Source organism: Orrella dioscoreae (assembly GCF_900089455.2).
Lineage (GTDB): Bacteria > Pseudomonadota > Gammaproteobacteria > Burkholderiales > Burkholderiaceae_B > Orrella > Orrella dioscoreae.
This window is the reverse complement of the sequence record NZ_LT907988.1, coordinates 1,073,778-1,097,680: the sequence shown is the minus strand read 5'-3', so window position 1 is coordinate 1,097,680 and position 23,903 is coordinate 1,073,778. Positions and strand designations below refer to the sequence as shown.

The 23,903-nt window shown below is 66.8% G+C and carries 20 protein-coding genes and 1 tRNA gene; 4 read left to right on the top strand and 17 right to left on the bottom strand.

The features are described 5' to 3' along the window. Positions 1-94: 94 nt before the first annotated feature. From ODI_RS04975 to ODI_RS04925, 12 genes are all read right to left on the bottom strand, one after another. The gene (locus ODI_RS04975) at positions 95-814 is read right to left on the bottom strand and encodes an aspartyl/asparaginyl beta-hydroxylase domain-containing protein (RefSeq protein WP_173719640.1); all 720 of its coding nucleotides are present in this window, start codon (positions 812-814) and stop codon (positions 95-97) included. 89 nt (positions 815-903) lie between these two features. Continuing rightward, the gene (locus ODI_RS22205) at positions 904-1,317 is read right to left on the bottom strand and encodes a DUF2628 domain-containing protein (RefSeq protein WP_157929717.1); all 414 of its coding nucleotides are present in this window, start codon (positions 1,315-1,317) and stop codon (positions 904-906) included. Further along, positions 1,314-2,750: a hypothetical protein gene (locus tag ODI_RS22200; protein WP_157929716.1), complete on the bottom strand. Its 1,437-nt coding sequence runs from the start codon at positions 2,748-2,750 to the stop codon at positions 1,314-1,316. The genes ODI_RS22205 and ODI_RS22200 overlap by 4 nt, the downstream gene beginning before the upstream one ends. Positions 2,751-2,845: 95 nt before the next feature. Then, the gene (locus tag ODI_RS04965; protein WP_067749126.1) at positions 2,846-4,039 is read right to left on the bottom strand and encodes a pectate lyase family protein; all 1,194 of its coding nucleotides are present in this window, start codon (positions 4,037-4,039) and stop codon (positions 2,846-2,848) included. Next, positions 4,036-5,958, bottom strand: coding sequence for a tetratricopeptide repeat protein (locus tag ODI_RS04960; RefSeq protein ID WP_067749124.1), 1,923 nt, complete (start codon positions 5,956-5,958; stop codon positions 4,036-4,038). The genes ODI_RS04965 and ODI_RS04960 overlap by 4 nt, the downstream gene beginning before the upstream one ends. Further along, positions 5,951-6,985, bottom strand: a complete 1,035-nt coding sequence (locus tag ODI_RS04955) for a sugar ABC transporter (protein WP_067749230.1) — start codon at positions 6,983-6,985, stop codon at positions 5,951-5,953. The genes ODI_RS04960 and ODI_RS04955 overlap by 8 nt, the downstream gene beginning before the upstream one ends. Positions 6,986-7,106: 121 nt before the next feature. Continuing rightward, positions 7,107-7,817 (bottom strand): P-loop NTPase family protein, encoded by a 711-nt coding sequence (locus ODI_RS04950; RefSeq protein WP_067749122.1) that lies wholly within the window; start codon positions 7,815-7,817, stop codon positions 7,107-7,109. 9 nt (positions 7,818-7,826) lie between these two features. Beyond that, positions 7,827-9,173: an ABC transporter permease gene (locus tag ODI_RS04945; RefSeq protein ID WP_067749119.1), complete on the bottom strand. Its 1,347-nt coding sequence runs from the start codon at positions 9,171-9,173 to the stop codon at positions 7,827-7,829. A 1-nt stretch (position 9,174) separates the two neighbouring features. After that, positions 9,175-10,338 (bottom strand): polysaccharide biosynthesis/export family protein, encoded by a 1,164-nt coding sequence (locus ODI_RS04940; RefSeq protein WP_067749116.1) that lies wholly within the window; start codon positions 10,336-10,338, stop codon positions 9,175-9,177. A 23-nt stretch (positions 10,339-10,361) separates the two neighbouring features. Continuing rightward, complete coding sequence (locus tag ODI_RS04935; RefSeq protein ID WP_067749113.1) at positions 10,362-12,419, bottom strand: glycosyltransferase; 2,058 nt, start codon at positions 12,417-12,419, stop codon at positions 10,362-10,364. Further along, positions 12,416-14,896 carry a hypothetical protein gene (locus ODI_RS04930; RefSeq protein ID WP_067749110.1) on the bottom strand — a complete coding sequence of 827 codons (2,481 nt, stop codon included), beginning with the start codon at positions 14,894-14,896 and terminating at the stop codon, positions 12,416-12,418. Before ODI_RS04930 ends, ODI_RS04935 begins: the two co-directional genes overlap by 4 nt. A gap of 748 nt (positions 14,897-15,644) precedes the next feature. After that, entirely contained in the window at positions 15,645-16,130 is a 486-nt protein-coding gene (locus tag ODI_RS04925; RefSeq protein ID WP_098020840.1) for a hypothetical protein, read from the bottom strand. Positions 16,131-16,318: 188 nt separating this feature from the next. Between ODI_RS04925 and ODI_RS04920 the strand changes: the two genes are divergently transcribed. Next, positions 16,319-17,092: a 5'-methylthioadenosine/adenosylhomocysteine nucleosidase gene (locus ODI_RS04920; protein WP_067749104.1), complete on the top strand. Its 774-nt coding sequence runs from the start codon at positions 16,319-16,321 to the stop codon at positions 17,090-17,092. Between the two features lie 124 nt (positions 17,093-17,216). Here ODI_RS04920 and ODI_RS04915 read toward each other — a convergent pair. Beyond that, a tRNA-Lys gene (locus ODI_RS04915) sits at positions 17,217-17,292 on the bottom strand. A 247-nt stretch (positions 17,293-17,539) separates the two neighbouring features. Here ODI_RS04915 and ODI_RS04910 point away from each other — a divergent pair. Continuing rightward, complete coding sequence (locus ODI_RS04910) at positions 17,540-19,129, top strand: sensor domain-containing diguanylate cyclase (protein ID WP_067749101.1); 1,590 nt, start codon at positions 17,540-17,542, stop codon at positions 19,127-19,129. On the opposite strand, the gene ODI_RS04905 is transcribed toward ODI_RS04910, so the two are convergent. Further along, positions 19,042-19,350 (bottom strand): hypothetical protein, encoded by a 309-nt coding sequence (locus tag ODI_RS04905; RefSeq protein ID WP_067749098.1) that lies wholly within the window; start codon positions 19,348-19,350, stop codon positions 19,042-19,044. The genes ODI_RS04910 and ODI_RS04905 overlap by 88 nt on opposite strands. Positions 19,351-19,554: 204 nt before the next feature. Here ODI_RS04905 and ODI_RS04900 point away from each other — a divergent pair, with 204 nt between their 5' ends. Together ODI_RS04900 and ODI_RS04895 are read left to right on the top strand one after the other, a co-directional pair. After that, positions 19,555-19,935 carry a response regulator gene (locus ODI_RS04900; protein ID WP_067749095.1) on the top strand — a complete coding sequence of 127 codons (381 nt, stop codon included), beginning with the start codon at positions 19,555-19,557 and terminating at the stop codon, positions 19,933-19,935. Then, positions 19,932-20,561 (top strand): hypothetical protein, encoded by a 630-nt coding sequence (locus ODI_RS04895; protein WP_067749092.1) that lies wholly within the window; start codon positions 19,932-19,934, stop codon positions 20,559-20,561. The genes ODI_RS04900 and ODI_RS04895 overlap by 4 nt, the downstream gene beginning before the upstream one ends. Before the next feature lie 121 nt (positions 20,562-20,682). On the opposite strand, the gene ODI_RS04890 is transcribed toward ODI_RS04895, so the two are convergent. From ODI_RS04890 to mdcB, 3 genes are all read right to left on the bottom strand, one after another. Next, positions 20,683-21,945: a histone H1-like repetitive region-containing protein gene (locus tag ODI_RS04890; RefSeq protein ID WP_067749090.1), complete on the bottom strand. Its 1,263-nt coding sequence runs from the start codon at positions 21,943-21,945 to the stop codon at positions 20,683-20,685. A gap of 166 nt (positions 21,946-22,111) precedes the next feature. Beyond that, complete coding sequence (locus ODI_RS04885) at positions 22,112-23,041, bottom strand: acyltransferase domain-containing protein (protein ID WP_067749086.1); 930 nt, start codon at positions 23,039-23,041, stop codon at positions 22,112-22,114. Next, entirely contained in the window at positions 23,038-23,892 is an 855-nt protein-coding gene (gene mdcB / locus ODI_RS04880; RefSeq protein ID WP_231968197.1) for a triphosphoribosyl-dephospho-CoA synthase MdcB, read from the bottom strand. The genes ODI_RS04885 and mdcB overlap by 4 nt, the downstream gene beginning before the upstream one ends. Positions 23,893-23,903: the final 11 nt, after the last annotated feature.

The following is a 23,903-nucleotide window of genomic DNA, read 5'->3' as shown; positions in this document are numbered from 1 at the left end:
GCGCCTGCAGTGTGCACGATGACGGGGCCGACCGGCGGGATCCCGCATAGGCAAGCCCGCGCCGCGCATAGGCGCGGCGGGCGGCAAGCGCGTCCTACTTGCCGTCCCGCAAGGCGTAGTAGTCCTTCTCCCACGCGGCATGCTTGGCCTTGCCGCGGCGCAGCTCGTCGGTGAAGGGCGCCACGGCCAGCAGCAGCCGGTTGAGCCAGCGGATGGGCGCGCGGCAGGGCCGTTCGAAATCCACGAACAGCACCACCCGTACGCCATCGGTGTCGTTATGCACCTGGTGCGGGTACAGATCGTCGAACACGACGGCGCGGCCTTCCTGCCAGACGTAGCGCTGCCCGTCGACCTCGATCCAGCATTGCTCGCGCGGCTCAGGCACGATCAGCGCCAGGTGCAGGCGCAGCACGCCGTTATAGGGTCCCCGATGCAGGGGAATGCGCTTGCCGGGCTCGAGAATGGAGAAGAATGCGGTGCGCAGGCCGGGAATGCCGGCCAGGGCCCGCGCCGTATTCGGGCAACGCGCAAGGTTGCGCTCGGACCGCAGGCCATAGGCCAGGAACATGAAGGTCTTCCACTGGTCGTCGGCCGTGATCATCTCGACCTCCGGCGACAACTCGTGGAAGGAAGGCATGCGCTTGCGGTCATCCAGCAGGCTGGCCATCTCTTCCCGGATGCCCGATGCCTGCGCCTCCACCGCCGCCAGCCACGGGAACTGGGCGTTGTCGAAAATGGGCCGGTCGCCGACCAGCGAGGCCCGCGCGATCCGGTCCTGGATCCACTCGACGAAGCGGAACAGGAGCCTGGACATGAGGCGGGGCGGGCGTGTCGGCGGAGAAGAGGTTGTTTGCACAGCCGTAAGCGTACGAAGGGATGAGCGGCTTGGCAAGCCGGCCGTTGTCAATGCGTGTCGCCGTCCAGGTCTGGGCCGGGCGTCGTCTCGGCAACGAAGCCCGCGCGGCGCAATGCCGCGACTCGCCAGCGGTTTCCCAGCCATCCCGCGGCAATGGCCATGACGAATCCCGCCACGCCGGCGGCCAGCCTCGCCAGCGGCGCCAGCCACAGGCTGGCACTCGCCAGGCAGGCTTCGATGGCCAGCCCCATGCCGAACAGGAGGCACAGGTAGACCACGAAAGGCCGCCAGACACCCTTGACCGCCATCCAGGCCAAACCAAAGCACAAGGCCGGCCAGGAGAATCCTTGCTTCACATCCTCGTACCGCTGCGTGCCCGGCAAGCGATAGCGCACCCGTCCGGCGGCGGGAGCAGCCTGCCGCGGCAAGGCAGCCACCGGTGCATTCGAAGGCCGGCTCATGGCGTCACCCTGGGCGGATGGCGGGCGGGATCGGGGGGCTGCAGCCAGGCCAGCAAGGCCCGGCATTGATGAAGCCGCGACTCGGGCATGCGGTACAGCGCGGGCGTCGGCGCGTCTCCATACTGAGACAACCCCAGGGTGGACACCGGCTCCCGCAAGGCCTGCGCCAGGACCTGCGGCAACGTGGGGTCCGGCCTCAGGCCGCGCGCATGCAGAAAGCGGGCATAACCCAGGTTGCACATCCGGACCGCATAGGCGTAGTCCTCGGCTCGCCAACCGCCTGCCCACCCCGGCTGGAAAGGCACCGACAAGGCACGTCCCGCGGCATCCACCCATGACGGGTGCGCCGCCGATGGCGCAGCCAAGGGCGCATCACCGCTCTCGGCCACAGGTCTCGGCGGCGGAATCGTCTCGTCCGCGCCCACGACGCCGGACGCCGGCGGCGCGGGACGGTGCGCGCTCGCGCGGGCCGACACGGGCAGCACATCGGCTGCCGCCTCTCCCACGCTGGCATACAGCAGGTAACGGCCATAGGCGGTGTACCGCTGAGGCGCCCAGGGCTCGGTCAGTATCTGCCCCACCTTGCCTTGCGCCGCAGCCAGTTCGAACCACTGCACGGTGATGCTGCTGGCGGCGGCAGGCAGTACCTTCGCGCCGAATACCGTCATGCGCTCCTCGTCACCGGCCTCGGGCAGGAACCAGGGCGGCGGCTGCAAACCGGCAAGACAGCGTTCCGCCGCGGCGCGCAGGCGGTCCAACAAGTCCTTGCCCCGGCGCGGGTCGCCGTAATGCGCATGGAACACACTGCGCCGCAGGAACAGCCACTGGCTGCTTTCACGGCCCGGGCACGTCAACTGCGCGGGAAACGCCGACAGGGCCACGCTCCCCTCCAGATAGCGTTGCCCCGCGTAGATCTGCTCTTGCGGAAAGAGCGCATACGACTCGGTGCCGGGCAGGCCCGTCCATTCATCCAGCAGGCCGCGCCACGCAGGCAAGGCGATGCCCAGCACGTCGATGACCGGCCCCGTTCCCACGACCTGCCGGGCGGGGCCGAAAGGTGTATCGGCGGCCTGTGGCATGGGCAACCGCAACCGCACCTCGAAGGGCCATACCAACAACAAGGCCAGCACGCTGGCGCCCAGCACCCCGAGCGCGCGGCCGCGCGACACCGGTGCGCGATGGCGGCGGTCGCGCACGTAGAAGGCCGTGAAGCAGCAGGCCACGGCAAGCAGCCAGAACCAGGGCAGAACGTCGCGCAACTCGAGGTAGAAGTCCCCGCCCGTCGGAATTTCCAGGTCGCGGTCGACGAGCACGGCCGCGAAGGGAAGCAGGGCCAGGAGGGCGGCGGCCCAGCCATAGCGCGATGGCCGGGCTGGACGCCAGGAAGCTGCGTGGGAGGCAATCGGACGGGACGGCAACGGACCAGGACTCATGAAGACATCATAGGAGGAACGCCAAGGCATGCCGGGCGCTCGCCCGGGCGCCCCAAGTGTATTCCAGCAGCAGGGAGACCAGGACAGTCTTTGGCTCAGGAGCAGGCCGGCCCGGTGCGCGCCTTCGGCAGCGGCACGTCGCCGCTGGTGTTCCCCGCCAGCTTGCGGATCTTCTCCGCCACTGCCGGCGTCGGTGTCTCGTAGCCATAGCAATAAGGCGGAGTCGGGGCCGACTCGGGCTGGTAATCCTGCAGCACCGCCTTGGCCTCGCCCAGGTACAGGTTGTCCTTCACGCGCAGGAAGGCCTTGTAGCCCCGCTCGTAGCCATACTGGGCCTTGGTCTTTTCATAATTGCGCCGGTCCGACGCGCCGTTCTCCAGCGCGGTCCGGTTGGGCGAATCCGGCAGCTTGTCGCAGTAGTTCACGTCGATGCCGTGCACCGTCGGCGTGCGCTCGGGCTCCAGGCACGTGCGCCTGGACCGGTTGCTGAAGATATTCCCTTCCACCAGCGCCCGCGCCTCCAGGCTGAAACTCATGCCGTACAGGTTCCAGTCCTCCAGGAGATTGTTGTAGAGGTGGAAAGTGCCGAACTGCCCTCGCGGGTTGCGCTGCACGGTGTTCAGGAAATAATTGTGGTGCAGCGTCACGCGCGCGATCTTGTCGCGCTCGTAGTTCTTGTACATGTCCTTCGAGGTGATGTTGTTCAGCAGCATCACCTTGTTGGAGTCATGGAACTTGTTCCACGACACCGTCACGTCGGTCGAGCCGTTCTTCACGTTCAGCAGGCGGTCCGAGAAGCGCGCCAGGTCCATGTGGTTCACCCACACGTCCCGGCTGTCGTTGGCCACGTTCACGGCCTGCGTGAAGCGGGTCAGGCGCCCGTCGATGCTCAGGTGCGTCAGGATCACGTTCCGGCTGCGGTACACGCCCAGGCCGTCATCGATCAGGGTCACTCGCCTGCCCCGTCCGTCGACCGTGACGTTCGACGGCACGCGCAGCTGCGTCTTCAGCACGATCGTCATGTCGGAGGCGAAGCGGATCCAGGTGGGCGTCTTCGATTTCCTGGCGCCATCCAGCGCGGCCCGCAAGGTACCGGGCCCCGCATCCTGGTCGGAGGTGACCTCGACGAATCGGCCGTCCAGCCCGCCCGTGGCCTTCTGCCCATAACCTTCCCGGTATTGCAGCAGCGAGGACACGATCGGGCATTGGGCATCCGGCACGGCGCAGGTCTCGCTCGCCGCGGCCGTGCCGCCCAGGAACACCGCCATGGCAAGCAGCCAGCGCCTCATGCCTCTTCCTCCTTCACCGGCGCCGCGGAACGGTCCGCCGGCGTCACGTGGCGCCAGATGCCGCCACTCATGCGCAGGTTCTCCGCGGGCCCTGCCAGGTGCTGTCTCAGCAGCGCGAAATAGGCGTCCTGCCAACGCAGCGCATAGGCATCGGCATCCTCGCCCGGCGCGACCGCGGGCAGCATTTCCAGCGTGAACGTCACCAGGCCGTTCTCCCAGCGCGGGGCATAGAAGACCGAGGGCACGCCCAGGCGGTGCGCCATGCGGGAGGCGAAGCTCGAATACGTCACTTCCTGGCCTTCGAAGGTCGTGCGCGGCGCGGCGGGATTCGCGGCGCCATCCACGGCCAGGCCCAGCACGTAACCCGAACTGATCGCGCGGATGCAGGCCTTGGCGACCTGCGCCTCCGACTGGTCGGCGGTGGAAATCAGGGCCTTGGAATAGCTGCTCTGCTCGACGTTCGGCGCGGTGGCCAGCCAGCGCGAGGGAATGCCCAGCAGTTCCAGGGCCATCAGCGCGGCGTACATGGGGCCCACGTGCGCGGTGGCCACCACGACGCCCCTGCCCGAGGCCAGCAGCGGCGCGAAGAAACGCTCGCCGGCCTCCAGGTCGCCCAGCAGCTGCATGGCCTCCTCCGCGCGATCCTCGCGGCACTCCAGCCAGTCGAACAAGAGCTGGTCCATCAGGTGGCCCCAGCGCGCCGCACGCTCCCACTTCGCGCGATCGACGGTGGCGTCGCCGCGCATCGACCACGCCCAATCGAAGCGCGCCTGCGGGATCGGAGCGGTATCCAGCCGCTGCTCCACCTGGGCCACCGCCTCCTGGAACGAGTCCGGCAGCAGCTTGCTGCGGCTCGCCACGTATTGCGCATACAGGGCTTCGGCTGCTTCCTTGCGGCCCGCCTGCGACAACGCGCCGATGGCGGAACGCTGCCGCAGCAGGCTGTCGGGCGCCTTTTCCAGCAGGATCATCAACTGGTCCGCCGCCTCGTCGTGCTGCGCCGAATAGCGCAGGGCGCGCGCGTAGAGCATCCGCGTCTGCTCCATGTCCGGCGACAGCGCAAGCGCCTGCTTCAGGAAGGGCACCGCATCCCGGTAACGCCCGGCACGCAGCAGCGTTTCGCCTTGCAGGGACAGCAACCTGACGTCCGCCGGCGCTGCCTTCAGGCCCGCCCCGAAATGCGCCAGGGCGTGCACCTTGCGGTCTTCTTCCGTGGCACGCCGCAGGTGCGACAGCCCCAGCGAGGTGCGTAGCGCCGCGCTGTCGTGCCCCGCGCCCAGCGCCGCGTCGCCGAAACGGATCGCGGCGTCCGCCCGGTTGTCTTCCAGCAGCGCACGCACCGCCATCGCCGCCACCCGCTCGTTGGGCAGGGTCTCCGGGTCCAGGGCCGCGGCCATGCGCGCGGCATCGGGCGTATCGCCATGGCGGATGAACGCCATCATCCACAGGCTTGCATCGCCGGCCTGGCTGGCCGCCATGCCGGCAGTGTCCCGCGCCACCGCGGCCGCCTCGCCAACCCGGCCGGCCTGCAGGCGCAGCTGGATCCGCGCGGCATGCAGCGCCGCGTCATCCGGTTCGATGCCGGCCGCGGCATCTGCCGCCTCAATGGCGCGGTCCCATTGCTTCGTGCGCCCCAGCAGGCTGGCCAGCATGCGCCGCTCTTCCGCGCGGCGCGGATAGGCGGCGATCAGCACCTCGAGCGCGGCAATCGCCAGCGCGAACTCGCCTTCCTTCACATAGGGGGACACCAGCAGGCGCCTGGCATCGCGCCAGCCATCCGCCGCCAGCACCAGCGCGACGTCGAACTCGGCCATCTCGCGGGCCGGGTCCGCCGCGCCGCGGATGCGCTGGATGACGGCCAGCAGCCGGGCGGCTGCCTCGGCCTGCGTGCCTGCCGTCGCGGTGGCCACGTCACCCATGCCGCAACCCCTTCAGCAAGGACATCGACACGCGCACGACGAAGAGCAGCGCGAAGCCCAGCGCCAGCGCCTCCAGCAGCAGCGTCAGCATGCGCGGGCTGCTGGGCCTGTCGGTCGCGACCGGCTGCACGATGATCGACAGGTAGCGCTGCAGCCGCAGCGTGTCGACCAGCGCCTGCTGGTGCGACTGCTGCGCCAGGGTCAGGTTCGAGTCCGCGAAGCCCTGGGCGTTCCTCAGGCCTTCATACGACTTGAGCAGCGTCGCCTCCGTATTGCCCTGGCCGCTCAGGCGCTCGCGCACGCCATCGATGCGCTTCTGCAGGGCGGCGATCTGCATCTGCGCGGGCCGCAGCATGGGGTGGTCGTTGTTGCCCAGCGCCCGGATCTTGTCCAGGTTGATCTTCGCGTTGTTCAGTTCGCTTTCGAGCTGGCTGGAATGGTTGAGCAACATCTGCACGGTGGCGGTGGGATCGATGTTGCCGTGCTCGGTCCGCCACGCGGTCAGCGCCTCGCGCGCCTCCAGCGCTTTCTTCTCCGCGTGCCGCAGCGAGGCCTCGCTGACCTTCAGCTTGTCCGACACGCCCTTGGCATTCAGGCGGCTGACGAAGTCCTCCGCCAGGCCGATCAGCTCGCGCGACAGCAGCATGGCATGTTCCGGCGAATAGGCGCTGACGCGCAGCACGTCGATCTGCTCGAGCGCATTGAACGAGACGTGGACCGACGCCTGGTAGGCGCGATACAGCGCGTCCTCGCTGGCGTCCTCCGCCAGGCGGTTGGCCGGGTCCAGGCCGTCCTGGACCAGGTACTGGCGCAGGCCGATCTTCTGGTCGAGCTGGCGCATGCTGTCGCGCGACAGCAGGAAGTCCCGCACCGCCCAGCCGTCCACGAACCCGCCCATCATGCCGCCCGCGTTGCCCGTGGTGATCAGGCTGGCCGCGCCCGGGGCCGCGGCGGCTTGCTGGCCGGATGCCGACTGCACGAAGAAACGCGACTCGGCCTCGTAGCGCGGCGTGGCGATGCTGAACATGTAGATCAGCGCGCAGACCACGGGCGCCACGACGATGCCCGCGCTGATCCAGCGCCGGCGCAGGCGGCCGCGCAACGCCGCCTCGCGGTCGCGGCGGCGGCGCTCGATCTCCGAGCCGTTGTCAGAAGCCGACGTCATCGAAACCGCTTCCGAAGGACTCTTCTCCCGACCCTGAGTCGTCTCTGGACCGTCTTGGCGGGTACTTGATGATGCACTGGTCGAGGTCGTCTTCGATTCTGAGAGCGCTTCGCTCATAAACTAGGCCTTTGAAACAGTAATCCGCCAGCTGGTTCTGGCGATAACTGGAAAAAACGAGCGTCCGCCCGACCAGGCGCTCCTCGAACAGCGCCAGCCAGAGGCGGGTGAAGCGGCAGGGTTCGAAGGGAATCGTCCCTTCGATCACATAGATGTCGAAAGCAGGCGCAAGCGCCAGCGCGAACGTGAACTCCTGCCGGATATACAGTGGCCAGTGCTCCATGGGCTTGGCCAGCCACTGCGGTTCGGTGATGAGGTCGGCGACCAGATCCGCCGTCTCGTTGGCATCCAGTTCGTAGCGGTCGGCAAGCAGCTGGATGATGTTCAAGCCGTTCGCCTTGCCGCGCACGAAACCCTGCCGCCCGATTGCCCAGGAAATGTTGCCTTCGTGCCGGACGAAGCCGCTGCGCGGCGGACGCAGGCCGCACAGCACGTCGATCACCTGGCGATGCCGCTCCGGCGTGGGCGACAGCAGCGCGTAGCGCCCGACCGGAATGTCGAGATCGGCATCGGTCAGCAGCGGCTGCCTGCTGCCGAATGCAAAGGGTTCGTCGGTGACACCGTATAAATGGATCATCGCTGTCGCTCACATCGGCTGGACGTCGCTGCGGACCAGCCGCTGGGCGGCCCAGGCCACGACGATCATGAACACCAGCGCAATCAGGAAGTAGCCCAGGTCGGCATCCTGCGAGGTGTAGTTGGTGAAATAGGCCGAGCGCAGCAGCTGCATGCCATGCGCCAGCGGCGACCACAGGACCCAGGGGCGGTACTGCTCGGGCAACTGTTCCGAAACCAGGAAGACGCTGGAGAACAGCTGCAGGAAGCGCTCGATGATGGGCGCCACCCGCAGGAAGAAACGCCAGACGGTCGAGATCGCGCCGAACAGCACGCCCAGCGCCCCGCCAAAGACCCCCATCAACACCACGAAGGCGATGAAGCCGGCCACGTTGTCCGGCAGCGTGACCAGGTTCAGCGCATGGCCCGCGCTGATCAGCACGCCGAGCACGACCACGTACACCGTGGTGTAGAGGAAGGCATGCACGACCGCGCACATCAGCGGCGTGACCCCCGGCAGGTTCAGCAGGCCCCGCGCCGACACATAGGCCGTGCTGGTTCTCAGGGTGACCTGGCGAAACATGATCCATGTGGTTGCCCCCACCATCGAAAACGTGAGCACGTCCATGCCCATGATGTAGTGCGTGCCCAGGATGATGTACATCGACGTGATGAGCGTCAGCAGCACCACCGGGCCGATCAGGGCCCAGACCAGGGCGAACCGGCTTTCGCCGTGCATCACCTGCAACTGGTAGATGAAGAGCGCGAACAGCGTGCGCAGCCCGCCGCCGCCGTCATCGTCATGGCGCGGGGCATGCCCGGCGTGCAGGCCGCGCATGCGGCCACGCAGGATCTCCAGGTCGCCGGCCTCGGCCGGGGACAGCGGGATTTCCAGCGCGATGTCGTTGCGCGACGCATGGCGGCGCGCCTCCTGCGCCTCTTCCTGCCTGCGCCGCTGCACGCGCCGCTCATGCGCCGCGTTCAGCCTGAGGTCTTCCTCGACCAGCTTGGCCGGCATGTAGCCGGGCTCGAATACCGCGACATCGGTGCGGATGTCGTGCTCCAGCAGGCGCACGATGAGACGCAGGCGCCGACGGGAAAAATCGGCAACCATCTCGTCGGCGCCATGGCGCACGACGGCCTCGTCCAGTTCGGACTGAATCGCGTCATACACCGCCCGCCGGGCCGCCACCGAATCGTGCGGCTCGCCTTGCAGGCGCGCCAGCAAGGGCTTGAACAGCACGGCCGGCGACGAATTGCTGTCGAACAGCGCCGCCGGATCCAGCCGCCACTCGGCGACGCCCGCGCCTACGGTGTAGTTGCCACCCTGTCGGCGCGAACGCCAGCCGCGGATGCGGTCCTCATTGCTCGTCGCCACGCTATTCGGGTATCACCGAATTGGTCGGTCCCGAGCCGCCATCGATCTGGCGCGTCGCGCTGAAGCCGGCGCTCATCGAGAACCTGAAGGCGGACAGCACCTTCTGGACCTGGGCGAACGGCGCATCGGAGATATAGATCGCCTCTCCTTCCCGCACCGAGAACTGACGCGCCATCGCCACCTGCTCGGGCTTGGTGAGATCGAACTGGTACACGACGGGAATGGTGTCCGGCTTGCCGTCCACGCCGGCTTCCGCGGGCGTGAACAGGAAGACCGAGCGCGGGTCCGCGGTCGCGCCATCCAGGCCCCGGGCATCGGCCAGCGCGTCCAGCACCGTGTAGTTGCGTTTGCTGATGGCCACGCGGCCCTGGTTGCCGGCCGCGCCCAGCACCGTCAGGTGCTCGCGCGCGTCATGCGCCGTGATCACGTCGCCCGCGCGCAGCAGGATGTCGTTGTCCTGGTTGCGGTAGATATCCGCCAGGCGCACCGACGCCAGCTGATTGTCGCGGCGCAGCGTGATGACCATCTGCTCCGGGTTTTCCTGCACCGGCGCGGCGAACGCCAAGGCGCTGCTCAGGCGCTGGGACGTCTGCGTGATGGGATACATGCCGGGCTTGGTCAGGTTGCCCTGCACGGTCACCATCTGGCCACGGTCGCCGACGCGGTTGACCGCGACGTCGGACGCGACCACGAGCTTGCTCAGGCGGGCCACGATCGCTTCGCGCAATTCGGACAGCGTCATGCCCTCCGCCTTGAAGCTGCCCAATATCGGCACGTACAGCGCGCCCTTCGAGTCGATCTGGTGGTTGCCCAGGTTGCTGGCGCCCGTGGCATCGGCGGCGAACACGCCCAGGCCATCCCGCTCCCAGACCGTGATGTTGATCCCGTCGCCGGGAACGAGGCGGTCGAAACCCGCATGGGTCAGGTCACGGTAGTGCTGGGGAAAGTCCTCGACAGCGGGCATGCGGCTGGCGCGCACGTGTTCGGGCGTCACCGTCACGACCACGACATCCTTGTCGTCATTCGCCGAGGTCATCTCGTGCAGCATCGGACCCGTGCGCGGCAACTGACAGCCGGTCACGACGAGCGTGGCGAGCACTGCCATGAGCAGTGCCGCCTTGCGTTGCAGGCCCGAGGCCGGCAGGTTCTTGTGGATGGCTTCCATGGTTTCCAGGGTCAGGCTTCCTTTCAGGCGCGCAGGGCGTCCAGGCCGATGTCGTCTTCGTCATGGCGGGACGCGCCAAGCACGGAGACGCACAGGCCCAGGAACTTGCTCAACATCGCATTGAGCGAAAACAGCTCCCGTGCCCGCTGGCGGCTGTGCTGCTTCAGCACGTCGTTGCCGTGCATCATGTCCACGATCGACTCGATCTTGTCGCAGGCCTCGTTCAGGTCCGGATGGTCCAGGTCGTCGATCAGGTGGCCCGTCACGTTCTGCACGAAGCACTCGCCCGCCCCGCCTGCCGGCGTCGACACGACCGGCACGCCGAGCAGTTGTGCCTCGATGAGCACGTTGGGCAGACCCTCGAAGCGGGACAGCAGCACCTTGGCATCCATCTGCGAATACCAATAGCCCACGTGGTTCGAGAGGCCGACGAACAGGAAACGGTCCATCAGGCCCAGTTCCTCGGCCAGCGCGGTCATGCTTTCGCTCATCCGGCCGTCGCCCACGATGAAGAACCGCGCCTGGGGCCGCCGTTTCAGGTATTGCGCGGCGAGCTTGAGCCAGAGTTGCGGCCGTTTGTCGGGCTCGAGGCGAAAGACCCCGCCGATCGTCTCGGTCGCGTCGGGCGTCGCAGCCTGGAATTCATTCCATTTCCGCTCATCCTCGGGAGAGGGATCGGTCGCAAGCTCGGGCACGCCGTTGTACAGGATGTGGAAACGCTCGATCGGCATGTCGAGCCACTTCGCGTATTCCTTGGCGGCCGTCAGGCTGTTGCTGCAGAAATGCACGCCCGGCACTTGCGCAAGCGCGCGGAACAGCACCGGATACTCTTCGCGGAACCGGTCCTTGCGGATGTTCGGGGGCAGTCCGCGGAACACCAGGTGGATGGTCGGCACGCCGGCCAGCAGCGCGGCCAGGGCGCCGAACAGGCACGTGCCGTCCTGCCACAGGCTCACCACGTCGAAATCATGTTCGCGCAGCATGGGGGTCAGGCGCGTGACGCCGTAGTGCACGGGCGGCGGCAACTGCTCCAGCAGGCGCGTCAGGCCATCGTCGTCCACGGGCTGGTTGGCGGTCGAGATCGCCGGCAAGGCATTGATTTCCGTGACCGGAATATTCGCCTTGGTCAGGATGGGCAGGAAGAAATCCTGGCCGCCTTTCTTCTGCGAACCGGCAGGCTCGGTGTGCTGCTTCACCAGCACCTCGACCTTCTCGGGCCGCACCGCCATGAAGGACGGCCGTTGGTCGGCCGACGACGCCATGCGGTGCAGCTCTCCTGCCAGCCGCGTCAGCTGGCGCTCGGCCCCGCCCGGCCCGAGGCTGCCCGTGACCAGGGCGATCGAGACGGGATTCTCGGGCGGCTGCTCCGCCACGTCGCGGTTCCGGAAATGCAGGATCGCATGCTTCATCGACACGATCTTGATGTCCTTGCCAGCCAACGCCTCTTCCGACTCGAAGCGCTGGTAGAACGCGACGTCCTCGGCCAGCCCGCTGGCCAGCTCGGCCGCCTTGCTGCCGGCTGCCAGCTGGTCGGCCACCGGGCGGATCACGGCGAACGCATCCAGCAGGAGGCCGCGCTTGCGCAGGCGCTTGGCGAACTCGATGCGGACGTTGCGGTCGTCGTACTTGGCGATCAGGCGGCGAAACAAGGCATCGGACTGCTCGTGCGCGCGGATGTCGCCCAGCAGCTTGGCCTTGGCGAACAGCTTCTCCGGCTTGCGGGTCAGCTTGGGGAAGTGGCGGTCGATCAGCGCCAGGGCTTCGTCGACATTCCGGTCCTTCACCAGGCGGGTCGCGCAATAGCGGATGATCTGGAAATCACCCGGGTAGTCCTGCAGCAGCGCCGACCATTGCTCGGCCATGCCTTCGTTCAGGCCGGCCGTTTCCTTCAGGCGCAGGAGCAGGAAACGCACCTTCGGATCGTTGGGGAAATCGTTGGCCAGCGCCTGGGCGCGCGGCAGGTTTTCCTGCGCAAGCAGCACCCGGCCCGACGCGGCGACGATCTCTTCCAGCTGGCCTTGCACCCACTCGAGCGTGGATGCCTCCACTGCTCCTTGTTCGGTATCGGATAGGCCCGTCATGCCGCTCTCCTGCGATTCGCCTTGTCGATCCAGACCTGGCACCGATGAATGTAGTTGTCGAACTGCTCCGGATTCTCCGAACGGGCCTTGAGCAGTTGCCAATACGGCAGGGCCTTCTCGAACATGTGCAGACGCATCGCGCCGACGGCGGCCGTGCGCAGGCCGATGACGTCATCGTGGACCAGCGCCAGGATCTTCTCGCCCACAGCCAGGCGGTCATGGGTGCTCGACGGCGCCAGCGCGCGCACTTCGGCATACAGCACGCCCAGGATGCGGCGCTTCTCATACGCGACTTCCGGCATCTGCGGCCACGATTGCTCGACGCGATCCAGCAGGCTCCACGCGGCCTGGGGGTCGCCTTCGGCCAGCATCTGGCGCGCGGCACGGATGGAACGCGGTCCCAGGCGGCCCAGCTGGCGCTCGGCCTCGTCCTTCGCGTTCTGGTCCGCCGACGCATGGTTCAGCACGGCCTTGTAGGCATCGATGGCCTCGCCGAACCAGCCGCCGTTGAAGGCCACGCGGGCGTAGTACAGCTTGGTGCTGAACTGGGCCGCCTCGCCCGCCACCGCGCGCTCCAGATGGCGCATCGCGGTCTTGGTGTCGCCCAGCGCGTCCGCGGCGCGGCCGCGCATCGCATCCAGCTCGGGGAAATCGACATGCGCATCCAGCGCGATGTCCGTGAGCTCGATCACTTCCTTGTGGTTGCCCGCCAGCAGCGCGGCCCGCACGGCCAGGCGCGTCGCGCGCTCGAAGGCCCGCAGGGCGCGCGTGCTGGCCAGCGTGTCGGGGTCCAGCATGCGATGCGCGCAGATCCGCTCGGCGGCATCGCGCAGGCGGCCCTCTTCCAGGGCCTGCGCGCCTTCCGTGGCCCACGAGGCCGATTGCGCCTGCAGCCAGGCACGGATGTCCTCCTGCTCGCTCTTGGCCATGCCGCTTGAAACAGTCAGCGCGGCGGCGGCCACCAGGCAACCGCGCCAGGTGGCTTCCTGGACCAGCTCGAACGCCTCGGCGTCGGTCAGCACCGGCGACTCGGAGGCCAGATCACGCAGGCTCGCGCGGTCGCCCGCAATCAAGCGGTCGCGCCACAGCACGGCGAAGCTGCGGCCATTCGACGGCTGCTTTTCACGCACTTCGCTTACCCAGCGCAGGACGGCTTCCATGTCGCCGCTGGCCTGCAGGATCGACAGCACGGTGTCGGCCGCTTCCGTCGCCCACGCATCGCTTGCCGACGACGTGCGGAACGCCAGCTTCCAGTTGCTCAGCGCCTCGTCCAGGTAACCCAGCTGGGCCGCGGACGCCGCCGCCACGCGCAGGATCTCCGGCGTTTCCTTCTCGTCGCCGATCAGGCCCGCCGACAGCGAGTACGCCAGATCGTAGCGACCGAGCTTGAAATGGCTGCGCATCAGGATCTGCTCTGCCTTGCTGCCCGTGGCGACCACGGCGCCGGCGTTCTCCAGCAGGCTGATCGCTTCTTCATAGGCGCCCAGTTCCGACTGCATGCGGGCCAGCAGCACGGTATGGTCCGGCAGGCCGGGATGGCGGCGCAACACGTCGCGCACGCGGCGCGAGGCTTCGCGCACGTCGCCCGACTCCCACACCTTCTCGATGCGCTCGACGCTTTCCTCGGCGCCCAGCTTGGCCGCGGCCGGCGTGGGCAGCGACGCGCTCATCTTCGGGCGCATGTAGGTCTTGAACCACTCGGCACCCAGCCGATCCGAGAAGCGCTCGGTGTAGTGGGTCAGGTCCAGGCCGCCGTTTTCCATCGCATCGGCCTGCCCGAACTTGTTCATCACGGCGGTCGGGTCGTAGCTCGGCACGCCCAGGCGTTCAGCCGCCTGCGTCACGACGCGTATCAGTTCCTGGCGCGACTCGATGGGCGTGTTGTCGGCAGCCAGCGCATTGACGTGGGTGACGAACACCACCTTGTCCTTGCCCAGCAGCGTCACGATCTGGCCCATCTCGGCCTCGATCTCGTCATCCGACAGGTCGCGCTTCACGATGCGGGCCAGCAGTTCGCGGTCCTCGGCGGGCAGGCTCTTGAACACCGGATCCTGGTCGAGGAGGGCACGGCGCTCGGCCAGCGATTCCGTGGAGGCCAGCGACCAATAGGTCCGGGCGCGCGCGCGATCGGCGAAGAATTCGGTGAAGTGGCGGGTCAGGTAGTTGGACTGGATGGGATGGCCATCCAGGGTCAGCAGCTTGCGCGACGACAGTTCCACCAGGTACAGGTCTGCCGGCGTGTGGGTGGCGCTGCGCGCCTTGCCCATCACCGAGGGACGGAAGATCAGGCGCTGGACGTCGGCGGGAATGTCGCACTCGCCGAACATGAAGCGCGCCTGCTGGAGCGCTTCCGTGCTGGTGTGCACGAAACCGTAGTTGCGTCCGAGCTGCAGCTTGAAGGGATAGCGCGTCACGGCATTGCGCAACGGCGTGTGGATTCGGCAGGTGCCAATGGGAGCGATCGTGAAATCAGCCATTCATAGTCCTTGGGAGGTTTATTGACGGGCTGAACTTGAGAGTCCAGACAAGGGATCGAAAGGAGTCCGAGGGGCGTCGGATGCCTGCATCAGAGGCACGAGCCTGGGTCGGATTGCGGAGATCGGGCTCGAAATGGCCCGTCCATTCGTCGCCTTTCTCAGGCGTGCGGCACGTCGTTGGCCGACGTGGAAGCCGATAGCGTCAAAGCGCCTGGACGGCGCTGCTGCAACCGGCAGGCCCTCCTGCTTCGGGCCCAAAACTGCGGATGTCTCTACCACTGGTACCTCTGCTACGTGTCCTCGTGCCATGGCACGAACGGGCAGGCAGCGCACACAAGCTGAAACAACTTACCGTGCGACGCCCGACCGGAGCCCCGAAGCGTCGTCAAAAAAACTCTCGGCTGGCGGAAAGCCAACAGATTTTTGGCGCTTCAGGGAGCTTGGCGGACGAATCCTAGGCGTAAAACACCGCAATAATCTTTCCAAATATTTTTATTGCAGTGCAGATGAGACTGGATTGATGCAATTACGGGCAGAGGGGGGATAAAAAATTACACTCATTACAGATCATTCAAAAAAAGAAAGGACATAAGCTTATTTATGGAAGCGTTAAATGGTTACCGATTGTTCCGTTTAACCCAGGTGCAATAGGGCCCACGGCGGCGCAAAAAAAAAGACCGCCGGCAGCCTGCCAGCGGTCTTCACTATTTGGGGACGAAAGAGATGCGTGGCGCCCGGCGGCGCCGCTTCAGCCTTGCCTGCCGAAACCCCCGCTCGCCCATTCCGACGCGCGTTGCACGGTCAACTTATACGTGGGCGCGACGCGGATCTCTGCCAGCACTTCGCCAGCCGCGTCGTGCGCGCTCAGCATGGCATAGGGCTCGTCCTCGTCCGGCACGATGTCCAGCTTGACCGTCAGGCGGCCGGCATCCGTATCGATCCTCACGCTTTTGTGCAGCGTGGCGTGCAGCTGTTGCTCGTGACGGCGCAGGACTTCGTTGGCCGTCTTGACCAGTGTGATGAAGGCGGCGGAGTCCAGCGGCTTGGGATTCTTCTTGTCGCGCCCCATGGTCCAGGGCCCCACCAGCGCCGGTTCGGCCTGGCCGTCCAGGGTCATCGCGACCGCCCAGCCGTCGTCATCCTCGTTCTTGATGACTCGCGCCGTCCAGCCATCGTCGCGCCAAAGCGTCGGGCTGTGTTCCTTGCGGGCTTCGTCCATCTCGGTATCCGACATCCGGGTCTCGCTCTTTCCATCGCCATGGCGGACCATGCCGCCAGAAAACAAAAACCCACCGACACCGGTGGGCGCATTGATGGGCAGCAGGTGCTGCCGGTCCCTATAGTACTAGCTCCAAGCGCTACGATGGCGTCCACACGTGGGCAACGATGTCCACGGCACGCAGCCAAAAAGGGGAAAGAGAGATGTTCGGAATTCTGTCGGCGCTTGGCCAGGAACAGGGAGACCTGCTCGCTCGCCTGGTGCCAAGCGCCCCGCCCCGCAGGATTGCGCAACGAGACTTTCACGTCGGCATCCTGGACGGCATGCCCTGCACCCTCGTGCAGTCACGGATCGGCAAGGTCGCGGCGGCAACCACGGCTACCCTGCTCATCCGTGAGTTTGGCGTCACGCACATCCTGTTCGTCGGCCTGGCCGGCGGGCTGGCGCCCGCATTGAAGGTGGGCGACGTCGTGGTCGCCACGGCACTCATCCAGCACGACCTGAATGCGCACCCCCTATTCCCCAAGCATGAGGTGCCGCTGCTGGGGCGCGCCCGCTTTCCCACCGACACCGGCTTGAGCGCGCTGCTGGCGGCGCATGCCCGGCAATTCCTGCAGGACGCCGCCGCGAACCTGGCCGCCAGGCTTTCCTGCACGCCATCCGTCCACCAGGGACTGGTCGCCACCGGCGACCAGTTCATCCAAAGCCAGGCCACCGCCCAGGCCTTGCAGGCCGAGCTGCCTGATGCGCTGTGCGTCGAGATGGAAGGCGCCGCCGTCGCCCAGGTCTGCCATGAAATGGACATCCCGCTGGCGGTGCTTCGCGTGATCTCGGACACGGCGCAGGACAGCGCCGGCATGGATTTTCCAGCGTTCCTGAATGGCGTGGCGGGCGTTTATGCCAATGAGATCCCGACGCGGGTGCTTCGAGCGTTGGCGGCCAAGGACATGGCGAACGCTGGCGAAGGGAAGGCGTAAAGATTCCGTCCAGTGTCATTCGCTGGACGCACGGGATTGGCCGGTTGCCCGCACGAAGGGCCGCAACGCAAAAAGCCCACCGCTAGCGGTGGGCTTTCCATATATATGTACTGCCTGAGAATTCTGGTGGGCTGTGAGTGGCTCGAACACTCGACCTACGGATTAAGAGTCCGCTGCTCTACCAACTGAGCTAACAGCCCGTGTGAGTGGCAAAAACACCAACGGCGCAACGGCAATTTGCCCTGGGTTTTTCCCTGCACGGTGCGTTGCAAACAAAGCAACGCGAATGGCATGACTATACACCATTTTTTTGCCTTGTGCGAGTACACTGCCAGTCACGCTCCTGGTTGTTGCAATTTCATGGTGCTGTCCCCCGGCGCGTCGTTCTTTATCGCCGCCGTACCGCCAAGACCCGCCAACCCGCCCGCCCAGCCTATGCTTAGCCGCTTGTTCCAGATAGATCTTCAGCGCCTGATCCTGTGGTTGTGCCTGCTCTCGGTGGTGGTTGCGCTGGGCAATGCCCTCTATGCCAGCTACCTGGTTCAGCGCGAAGTGCTGTTGCGCAACACGCTGGAGGCAAACCGGATGTACGCCTCCAAGCTGGCCCAGGTCACCAACAACCTGCTGCTGGACGCCCAGCACCTGCTTTCCTACAGCACCGAGTCCCTGGATGGCCAGCTGGTTGCCGGCCCTCGCCTGGAGGCCGAAGCCGACCGCCTGCAACAGCAAAGCCAGCATTTCGACTCGGTCGTGTTCATGCGCTTCGACGGCATGGTGCTGGCCACCTCGCCATCCTCCATCGGCCTGGCGGGCAAGCTGCTGGAGTCCGATGTGTCCAGGTACATCCGCAAACTCCAGCTGCCCTATATCAGCGAGCCCTTCAAGGGCTCCACCGGCAGGTGGCTCATCAGCCTGTCCTACCCCATCTTCGATGACGACGACCGGTATCTGGGCGCCGTCATCGGCAGCATCTACCTGCACGAACGCAACGTGCTTTCTCGCCTGCTGGGCCAGCACTATTACCGCGACGGCTCGCACCTCTTCGTGGTCGATGGCAAGGGCATCGTGCTGTACCACCCCGACCGCCGCCGCATCGGCCTGCCTGCCGGCAACGACACCATCATCCGTTCAGCCATGAGCGGCCAGGAAGGCGACGGCCAGTTGCGCGGCGCCGATGGCGTGGACATGCTGGCGGGCTACGCCTGGGTGAACACGGCGAACTGGGGCGTGGTGGCGCAACGCCCCACGGCCACCACGCTGGCACGGCTGGATGAACTCCTCTGGGTCACGGTGCGCAATGCGCTGCCGCTGCTGCTCCTGCTGCTGCCGGGAATCTGGTGGATGTCCAAGCTGATCGCGCAGCCGCTCAGGCGGCTGGCCAGCATTGCTCGCAAAATGGACGACGGCACGTCGGCGGAAGAAATCAAGCAGGTGCCGTCGTGGTACTTCGAAGCGCATCAACTGAAGCGCGCACTGCAGGCGGGCCTGGATTCCGTGCATCGCATCATGCAGGGCCTGCGCCGGGAAAATGCCACCGATCCGCTCACGGGCCTGACCAATCGGCGCGGCCTGACCACCGTGCTGCGCGAATACCTGCACAACGACAGCCGCTACGCCGTGCTGGCGCTGGACATCGATCACTTCAAGCAGGTGAACGACACCCATGGCCACGACGTTGGAGACACGCTGCTGGTGCACCTGGCGGGGATCCTGCAGCAGAACTCCCGCGAGGCCGACCTAGCCTGCCGCAGCGGCGGCGAGGAGTTCGTGATGGTGCTGCTGCATGCCACGCTGGCCGAAGCCCAGGTGGCCGCGCAACGCCTGCATGATCAATTGAGATTGCAGCCCAATCCCATCGGGCAGCCCATCACCATTTCCATCGGCATCGCGCATTACCCCGAGACGACCTCGCGCCCCGAGGACCTGCTCAAGCAGGCGGACCTGGCGCTTTACGCGGCCAAGCGCGGCGGACGGAACCGGACCTGCCTGGCTGAGCCGGACAACAAGGACTTGCCGGCGGACCGGCCCGAAGCCTGATCGGCGCCGCCCGGCTGGCTGACCGCCGGGCGAGCGCGGGAACGCGCATCGTTGTAACGGACGCGCTCGTCCCACAGGGACATGTAGCGCGCATAGTCTTCCGGCGTGGCTTGCCCGGCGGCGATCTTCGTGAAGACAGCCGTGACCGAGCCAAACAGGTCATTGGCCGGCAGGCCGGGATTGCGCAGGGCGATGTCGCCCATCGAAAGCGTGGAGTCCATGTTCTTGTTCGCGGCAGGTAGCTTGGAATGCGATGGACTGTACCCGCGGGGCACCGTCAAATGTGCTACCCATAGGTAACAATAGCGCGCCATTGGCAATCCAGCGTGTCATTTCAGGCACAATGCAAGACGCGCCAAGCCGGGCGCCTACCCGCTCGCCGTTCGCCGCGAGCCTCGACCACCGGCAAATACATACCTCCAATCATGAGCGAGACAACCCCCCTGCGCGTCCTGCTGGTCGACGACAACGACCTTGCAGCAGAACTGCTGGCCGAGTTCGTCGGCATCGTGGGGCACCAGGTCCATGTGGCCGGCACCGCCACCGAAGGCCTCGCGCTTGCCACCGAACATGCGCCGCAAGTCGCCATCGTCGACATCATCCTGCCCGATATGGACGGTTACCAACTGGCCAAACGGTTGCGTGCGCAATTCGGCGCCAACCTGCTCATCCTGGCGCTGAGCGGCCTGCCGCGCAACGCCGACCACGCCGACGATGCCGTCTTCGATGGCTGGCTGGAAAAACCCGTCGATCTGGCGGCCCTGGAATCTCGCCTGCAACAGGCAGCCGCGGAGCGCGCATCATGACGCAGACCCAAGCTTCGATCTCCGATGACGTTCGTCGGCAAGCCATCCAGTTCGACCTGCTGGCCCAGGTGTTCCCCGTGCTGCGGCACGACACCGTCAAGCCGGTCGCCAATGCCAAGCTGGCCGTCGCCATGCTGGCACGCGCGGTCGAGCTGCCGCCCCAACCCGACCGCAACGACAAGCTGACCGACGACGTCGAACAGATGCTGGACGACGGCGTGGACGCCATCCGCGGCCTGGGCGGCTGGTTCTCGGACACCGGCGACTTCGAGGACCTGCACAACGTGCTGGTGGAGTGCCGCAAGCTGCTCTTCACGCAGTTGCTGCTGTCGGGCAAGAAGATCGACCTGCCCGAGGAAACCGATGCGCGCCGAATCGTGCGCGTGTTCAGCTCGCGCTACGTGCTGCTGGCCTGCCTGCTGGCCACGCTGCAAGCCATGCCCGAGGGCGCGACGCTGACGCTGGCCTATGCCTCGAACTCACGTCTGACCGCACAGATCAGCGGTGGCGCCGCCAATACGCCAGCCCCCGGCCTGGCCGACGCGCAAGTGCTGGCCAAGGCTCACGGCTGGGAACTGGAAGGCGATACCGCCCGCTGGTCCGTGGAAGTGCCGCTCATCGGCTAAGCGCCTCTGCGGCAGCCCGCAAAAGAAAAAGCCTTCGGGAGTGATCCCGAAGGCTTTTTCTTTTGGCAGCGGTGCCCTGCGATGCCTGGGCACCGCAAGGCACGTCTCAAGCGGGCAGTGATCAGTTGCCGCGCTTGTTCTGGTCGCCGCGCGCCAGGTTGCGGTGCGTCGCAACGTTGTCCAACGCCTGGGCGGTCTGGGCGTGGCTGTCTTGCACGGCGGCGCGGGCAGCGGCGTCGGCGGCCGACTGGGCGTCGCTGGCGTTGTCAGCCTGGACCGACTGGTTGGCCGAGCCGAAAGGCACGCCAGTGTGGGCGGTCACGGCAGCGGTCTGTTCGCGCGCTTGCTTGACGGCTTCGGCGGCTTGGCGAACGGCTTCGGCGACCGGCAGGCGATGCGTCTCGGTGTCGACGGCGGGCTTGCCCTTGGGCGCGGGCGGCAGGCTGGCCTTCTTGCGGGCCGGCGCAGCCTTCTTGGCAGCGGGCGCTTTCACGGCAGCGGGCGCTTTCACGGCAGCCGGCGCTTTCTTGGCGGCGGGCGCCTTCTTCGCGACAGCCTTCTTGGCGGGCGCGACGGGCTTGGCGGCAGCCTTCTTCACCGCAGCGGCGGGCTTGGCGGCGGTGGACTTCTTGGCGACAGCCTTCTTGGCGGCGGGCGCCTTCTTGGCAGCCGTCTTGCTCGACAGCGTCTTCTTGACGGCAGCAGGCGCCTTCACGGCAGCCTTCTTGGCAACGGCTTTCTTGGCCGGGGCCTTGGCGACGACCTTCTTGGCGGCGGCGGGCTTCTTGGCGGCAGCCTTTTTCGCAGCGGGCTTCTTGGCGGCAGCCTTTTTCGCAGCAGGCTTCGCAGCCGGCTTGGCCACCTTCTTCGCGGCGGGCTTCACCGCTGCCTTCCTGGCAACCGGCTTCTTCGCCACAGCCTTGGTGGCAGCGGGTTTCTTGGCGGCGGCAGCCTTCTTCACCACCTGCTTCTTGGTGGCGACAGCCTTTTTCGCGCCAGCCTTCTTGGCGGCGGGCTTGGCGGCAACGGCCTTCTTCGCGACAGCCTTCTTGGCGGCCGGCTTGGCGGCAACGGCCTTCTTCACGACGGGCTTGGCGGCAGCCTTCTTGGCGACGGCTTTCTTGGGCGCTGCCGCTTTCTTGGCGGCAACCTTCTTCACCACGGCCTTCTTTGCGGCGGGCTTGGCGGCGACAGCCTTCTTGGCCGGCGCCTTCACGGCAGCCTTCTTCACCACAGCCTTCTTCGCCGTTGCCTTCTTGGCGGCCACGGGCTTGGTGGCGGGGGCCTTCACGGCTTTCTTGGCGGGGGCCTTGGCGGCCACCGGCTTCTTGGCGGCCGCGGGCGCGGTCGTCTTCTTCACTGCTTTCTTTGCGGTCGTGGCCATCTTCGAGCCTCCTATGCCTTGCATCATCGATTGAGTTGAACGCCTTGCCTTGGTCGCATCGCATCGTGTCTTTCAACACGGCACGCGCGCGCGCACGCAGCGTCATGCCTCGCATTGTAGAGAGCAATGCGCGCAAGCGAAAAGCAAAACGTGAAGATCGACGCGATCAGTTGCTCATGGCATCACATTCTCGCGCCAGCCAGGCGCGCGCGCCGGCGACGGATTGGAACTCGTCGAGCGATCGCGCGGCCACATCGGCGTGACGTTCACGCAGCATGCGCGACAGGCCGCTACCCGGCCCAAGCTCAATGAATACGCGGCATCCACGCTCATGGAGGGCATCCATGCAGCTTGCCCATTCAATGGTTTGCGCCACTTGGCGCGACAGCGATTCGATGCCTTGCGCGGTCGTCGTGACGCGGCTCGCATCGATGCCCGCGATGACAGGAACTTGCGGCGCGCTTACGACACTCTTGCTCAACAGATCGCGCAAACCCGCCACGGCATCGTGCAAATAGGACGTGTGCGACGCCAGTCCGACCTTCAAACACGTGACCTGCACGCCCATCGCTTGCGCCTCTTCAGCCACGTTCGCCAGGCCTGCCTGTGGCCCGCCCATCACGCAGGCATCCTCGCCTGTCGCAATCGCCAGCATCACGCCAGATGGCGCACCCAGCGCGACCGCCTGCTCCCGCCCGATGCCGCGCAAGGCCAGCAGGCCCGTGCCGGCAGGCGCCACGTCGTCCATGAGACGCGCCCTGCCCGCCGCGACGCGCGCCAGCCCGGCGGCATCGAAGACGCCCGCGCAGGCATGCGCCGACACCTCGCCCGCGCTGTAGCCGGCGAACGCCGTCACGCGCGGCAGCTCACCTTCGTTCAAGGCGCGCCACGCCGCCAACTGCGACAGGCAGATGAGTGGCTGCGCATCCCGGTTCAGGAAGAGGCGTGACGGATCCGTCGCCGCATCCCGCCAACCGGCGCCCAGCGCCACGTCGGCGGCATCGAAGACCGCGCGGGCCGCCGCGCTGTCCATCAGGCGGGCCAGCATCTCGGGGTGCTGCGCACCCTGCCCCGGACACAGGACGGCGAACGTCATGCCGCCTCCATGTGGGCCTGCCAGCCGAATACGAAACAGGCCGCCGCCAGCATATCGGCGCTGCCGCCAGGCGACAGGCGGCGCGCGCACGCCTGCCGGTGCACGGCCTGGGCGCGCGCGAACCAGCCAGGCGAGAACACGCTGCCGTCGGCCAGGAACGCCCGGGCCTCGCCACGCATCCATTCCAGGCCTGCCTGCCCGCCACGATAAAGAAGGTTGGTGTCCTCCACCTCGGCCAGCAAGGTGAAGAACGCATGCAGGCGCGTGGCCTGCCAGTCGGCGCCACCGGACCGGGCCTGCCGCAGCGCGGGCAGGGCCAGGTCGAAAACGGCGGGAAAACCCGCCAGCGCTTCGCCGCGCGCGCCGCTGGCGCGATAACGCATGGCCACCTGCATGCCGTGCGACGGCGTGCCCGCGGCGGCACCGGCCAACCGCAAGCCGCGCCCCCAGCGCCGGGGCACTTCCGCGCGCCAGGCCGCATCGTCCGGCGGCACGCCGCGGCGCCACAGGCTGGCCCCCGCCGCAGCCAGCAAGCCCAGCGCGAAGATGGCGCCGCGATGCGTGTTCACACCGCCCGTGGCCCGCAACATGCGCGTTTCGGCGGCAATGCCCAGGTCCCGCAGGACCGGAAAGTCGGCGTCATGCCAACCGGCAGCCGCAATCCGCGCGTAATAGTGGCGCAGCGCGAACAGGCTGCGCAGGAAGGTGCCGGCATCCATGTCTTCATGACTGCCGGCATCGCGCGGGCTGACCAGCCCGGGCTTGGGATACAGCGACAGTTCGTCGTGCAAGGCGCGCAAGGCCAGCCGGGCTGCCAGGCGCGCCAGGTCGGCCGCGTCGGGAGCCGTCACCGCCGCCGGTG

Coding starts and splice junctions, on each gene's coding strand:
- ODI_RS04935 (WP_067749113.1), bottom strand. CDS start 12,419: ATGACGGGCCTATCCGATACCGAACAAGGAGCAGTGGAGGCATCCACG.
- ODI_RS04930 (WP_067749110.1), bottom strand. CDS start 14,896: ATGGCTGATTTCACGATCGCTCCCATTGGCACCTGCCGAATCCACACG.
- ODI_RS04940 (WP_067749116.1), bottom strand. CDS start 10,338: ATGGAAGCCATCCACAAGAACCTGCCGGCCTCGGGCCTGCAACGCAAG.
- ODI_RS04965 (WP_067749126.1), bottom strand. CDS start 4,039: ATGAGGCGCTGGCTGCTTGCCATGGCGGTGTTCCTGGGCGGCACGGCC.
- ODI_RS22205 (WP_157929717.1), bottom strand. CDS start 1,317: ATGAGCCGGCCTTCGAATGCACCGGTGGCTGCCTTGCCGCGGCAGGCT.
- ODI_RS22200 (WP_157929716.1), bottom strand. CDS start 2,750: ATGAGTCCTGGTCCGTTGCCGTCCCGTCCGATTGCCTCCCACGCAGCT.
- ODI_RS04895 (WP_067749092.1), top strand. CDS start 19,932: ATGACGCAGACCCAAGCTTCGATCTCCGATGACGTTCGTCGGCAAGCC.
- ODI_RS04905 (WP_067749098.1), bottom strand. CDS start 19,350: ATGGACTCCACGCTTTCGATGGGCGACATCGCCCTGCGCAATCCCGGC.
- ODI_RS04955 (WP_067749230.1), bottom strand. CDS start 6,985: ATGTTCAGCATCGCCACGCCGCGCTACGAGGCCGAGTCGCGTTTCTTC.
- ODI_RS04890 (WP_067749090.1), bottom strand. CDS start 21,945: ATGGCCACGACCGCAAAGAAAGCAGTGAAGAAGACGACCGCGCCCGCG.
- ODI_RS04925 (WP_098020840.1), bottom strand. CDS start 16,130: ATGTCGGATACCGAGATGGACGAAGCCCGCAAGGAACACAGCCCGACG.
- ODI_RS04975 (WP_173719640.1), bottom strand. CDS start 814: ATGTCCAGGCTCCTGTTCCGCTTCGTCGAGTGGATCCAGGACCGGATC.
- ODI_RS04920 (WP_067749104.1), top strand. CDS start 16,319: ATGTTCGGAATTCTGTCGGCGCTTGGCCAGGAACAGGGAGACCTGCTC.
- ODI_RS04900 (WP_067749095.1), top strand. CDS start 19,555: ATGAGCGAGACAACCCCCCTGCGCGTCCTGCTGGTCGACGACAACGAC.
- ODI_RS04960 (WP_067749124.1), bottom strand. CDS start 5,958: ATGGGTGACGTGGCCACCGCGACGGCAGGCACGCAGGCCGAGGCAGCC.
- ODI_RS04885 (WP_067749086.1), bottom strand. CDS start 23,041: ATGACGTTCGCCGTCCTGTGTCCGGGGCAGGGTGCGCAGCACCCCGAG.
- ODI_RS04950 (WP_067749122.1), bottom strand. CDS start 7,817: ATGATCCATTTATACGGTGTCACCGACGAACCCTTTGCATTCGGCAGC.